3 protein-coding genes are annotated in these 3,532 nt (G+C 55.7%); all 3 read left to right on the top strand.

Going from position 1 to position 3,532, the window contains the following annotated elements; translation table 11 throughout:
* Positions 1 to 94: 94 nt before the first annotated feature.
* From RTM06_RS20975 to RTM06_RS20965, 3 genes are read left to right on the top strand one after another with little or no spacing between them, the layout of a single operon-like run.
* Positions 95 to 1,333: an MFS transporter gene (locus RTM06_RS20975; protein WP_312184583.1), complete on the top strand. Its 1,239-nt coding sequence runs from the start codon at positions 95 to 97 to the stop codon at positions 1,331 to 1,333.
* A gap of 16 nt (positions 1,334 to 1,349) precedes the next feature.
* Positions 1,350 to 2,423 (top strand): sugar phosphate isomerase/epimerase, encoded by a 1,074-nt coding sequence (locus RTM06_RS20970; RefSeq protein ID WP_312184582.1) that lies wholly within the window; start codon positions 1,350 to 1,352, stop codon positions 2,421 to 2,423.
* Positions 2,424 to 2,479: 56 nt separating this feature from the next.
* Complete coding sequence (locus tag RTM06_RS20965; RefSeq protein WP_312184581.1) at positions 2,480 to 3,460, top strand: LacI family DNA-binding transcriptional regulator; 981 nt, start codon at positions 2,480 to 2,482, stop codon at positions 3,458 to 3,460.
* Positions 3,461 to 3,532 lie beyond the last annotated feature (72 nt).

Below are 3,532 nucleotides of genomic sequence, written 5' to 3'. Positions count from 1 at the left end.
ATTGTGATCGGTCACCGAGAACGGCTTAAAGTAATCGATTACTTTATGTCCTTCTGTGGAATGTAATCGATTTCTTTTTCGGCGTGAGGTCAGCATGGTTTCGACAACTACAGGTTCTGAAATCGCGGTGAGGCAGCAGCGTCTGCTGATTCCCCGCTTGTCGTTAATGATGTTCATGCAGTTTTTCATTTGGGGAAGCTGGTCCGTTACGCTCGGGCTGGTGATGACGCAACACAACATGTCATTGCTGATCGGTGACGCCTTTTCGGCGGGGCCGATCGCCTCGATACTGTCGCCATTTGTGCTGGGCATGTTGGTCGACCGTTTCTTTCCTTCGCAGAAAGTCATGGCGGTGATGAACCTGGCGGGCGCGGTGATTTTATGGTTTGTTCCGGCGGCGCTGGTGGCTGAAAACGGTGCGCTGCTGATCGGATTGCTGTTTGGCTACACGCTCTGTTTTATGCCGACGCTGGCACTCTCCAACAACATCGCCTTTCACAGCCTGGCCAGCAGCGACAAAAGTTTTCCGGTAGTACGAGTGTTTGGCACCATTGGCTGGATTGTGGCGGGCATCTTTATTGGTGTCACCGGCATCGCCTCCAGCACCGGGATTTTCACTCTGGCCGCGATTTGTTCCGTGGCGTTAGCGATCTACAGCCTGACGCTGCCGCATACGCCAGCACCGGCGAAAGGCATGCCGTTAAAAGTGCGCGATCTGTTCTGCGCGGATGCCTTCGCGCTGCTGAAAATTCGCCACTTCTTCGTCTTTGCGCTCTGCGCCACCTTGATCTCCATCCCGCTCGGCACCTATTACGCCTACACCGCGTCCTGGCTGGCGGATGCGGGCGTGAGTAACGTCAGTACCGCGATGTCTTTTGGTCAGATGTCGGAAATCTTCTTCATGCTGGTGATCCCGCTGCTGTTCCGCCGTCTCGGCGTCAAATACATGTTGCTGGTCGGCATGGTGGCGTGGTTTGTGCGTTACGCGTTGTTCGCCATGGGGATGAACGATGAAAGCCGCGCACTGATCTACATGGGCATTCTGCTGCACGGTGTCTGTTACGACTTCTTTTTCGTGGTGGGCTTTATCTACACCGACCGTATCGCGGGGGAAAAAGTGAAAGGGCAGGCGCAAAGCATGGTGGTGATGTTCACCTACGGTATCGGCATGTTGCTGGGCTCGCAGATTTCCGGCGCACTCTACAACCGCCTGATTGCCGGACAAGGCACGGCGCAAAACTGGGCAACATTCTGGTGGATCCCCGCGATTGCGGCGGCAGCGATCGCCGTTCTTTTCCTCTTCACCTTTAAATATCGGGATGAAGAGGTTTGATTGACTGGAGGTGTACGTGAAAACGGTAAAAGGACCTGGAATTTTTCTCGCGCAGTTTATTGGCCCGCAGCCACCGTTTAATTCGCTGGAAGGGCTGGCGCAATGGGCTTCTGCGCTCGGTTACAAAGCGCTACAAGTGCCCTGTAATCACCCGAAGATTTTTGATCTGTCGCGCGCCGCAACCAGTCAAACCTATTGCGACGAAGTGACAGGTTTACTGGCGAACTACGGCTTGCAGATCAGTGAATTATCGACGCACCTGGAAGGCCAGCTGATTGCTGTCCATCCTGCGCACGATAGCGCCTTCGATGGCTTCGCCCCCGCCGCTTTACGCGGTGACAAGGAAAAGCGCACCGCATGGGCGATTCAGACGGTGAAGCTGGCGGCAGCCGCGTCGGCCAGGCTGGGATTGCAGGCCCACGCCACCTTCTCCGGTTCGCTGGCCTGGCCGTATCTCTATCCGTGGCCGCCGCACAATCCTCAGCTACTGAGTGAAGCCTTCTCAGAGCTGTCAAGGCGCTGGTTGCCGGTGCTCGACGAGTTTGACCGCTACGGCATTGATGTGTGTTACGAGATCCATCCCGGTGAGGATCTGCATGATGGCGTGACGTTTGAACGCTTTTTGGCGTTGGTGAATAATCATCCGCGCTGCAACATCTTGTTCGATCCCAGCCACTTGCACTTGCAGCATATCGACTATCTGCAGTTCATCGATATCTACCATCAGCGCATTAAGGCATTTCACGTTAAAGATGCCGAGTATCTGCCGAACGGGCGCAGCGGCGTGTATGGCGGTTATCAGCGCTGGATAGATCGTGCTGGTCGCTTTCGCTCACCCGGTGACGGACAAATCGATTTCCCGGTTATTTTCAGCAAGCTGGCGCAGTACGATTATGACGGCTGGGCGGTGCTGGAGTGGGAATGTTGTTTGAAAGAGGCGGAAACCGGCGCGCGCGAGGGCGCTGAGTTCATCCGTCGACACATCATTCCGGTGGCCGATCGAGCATTCGATGACTTCGCCGCACAACCGCAGCAAGTGGCCAGCATCCGCGCGCAGCTGGGTTTGAGCGCGACAGAGTCGCACGATTAAGGTGGGCGCGGAATTATGATAGCCTCCGTAGTATCTGACTGAGCAAGAGTTCAAGCATGTCCATCCAAAAAATCGCCCGCTTAGCGGGCGTTTCTGTGGCGACAGTTTCACGGGTGCTGAATAACAGCGACACGGTAAAAGCGCAGAATCGTGAGAAAGTCCTGCAAGCCATTAAAGCGAGTAATTACCAGCCAAACTTGTTAGCGCGTCAGTTGCGTACCGCACGTAGCTCGATGATTCTCGTCATGGTGTCGGATATCTCCAATCCCTTCTGCGCCGAGTTGGTAAAAGGCATTGAGGAGCAGGCGGAGCAGAACCGCTATCGCATTCTGTTGTGTAATTCTGGCTCAGACATTGAGCGCTCCCGCTCCAGTTTGCAATTGCTGGCCGGTAAAATGGTGGATGGCATTATCACCATGGATGCGTTCAGTAAGTTGCCAGAACTGGCACAGCTGATTGGCGAAACGCCGTGGGTTCAGTGCGCGGAATACGCTGATGCCGGGGATGTCTCCTGCGTCGGCATTGATGATGTGCAGGCATCAAAACACGTAGTGGCGTATCTGGCGGGCAGGGGACGACAGCGTATTGCGTTAATCAACCACGATCTCAGCTATAAGTATGCGCAGCTGCGGCAGGCGGGATATCAGCAGCAGCTTAGGCAGGAAGCGCGCAGCTGGCAGGCCATCACGTACGCCAACGATCTGAGTTTTAATGCCGGTAAACAGGCGATGGAAACCTTGCTAGCAGCGCCCGAGCGTCCCGATGCCGTGTTCGCGGTGTCGGATACCTTAGCGGCGGGCGCGCTCTCAGCGATTCACGCCGCCGGACTGCGCGTACCGCAGGATATTGCGGTGACCGGATTTGATGGCACCGACCTCGCCGAAATGGTCACGCCGCCACTGAGCACGCTGGCGCAGCCGTCGCGCGATATGGGGCGCGAAGCGTTCGATTTGCTGCTGAATAAGATCGACCAACCTGATTCGCCGGCTCAACGCATTATGATGGACTGGCACTTTGTGGTGCGTGCCAGCACTTGAGCGGTTGCTTGCGGAAGGATTTAATACAGCCGAAGAGGGCGATAGAGACGTACTAATGCTCCACGGATTTCC

The organism is Pantoea sp. CTOTU46764 (assembly GCF_031974595.1).
GTDB classification, from domain to species: domain Bacteria; phylum Pseudomonadota; class Gammaproteobacteria; order Enterobacterales; family Enterobacteriaceae; genus Pantoea; species Pantoea trifolii.
The sequence above is the reverse complement of the archived record's forward strand: the minus strand, read 5'-3'. Positions and strand labels throughout refer to the sequence as shown.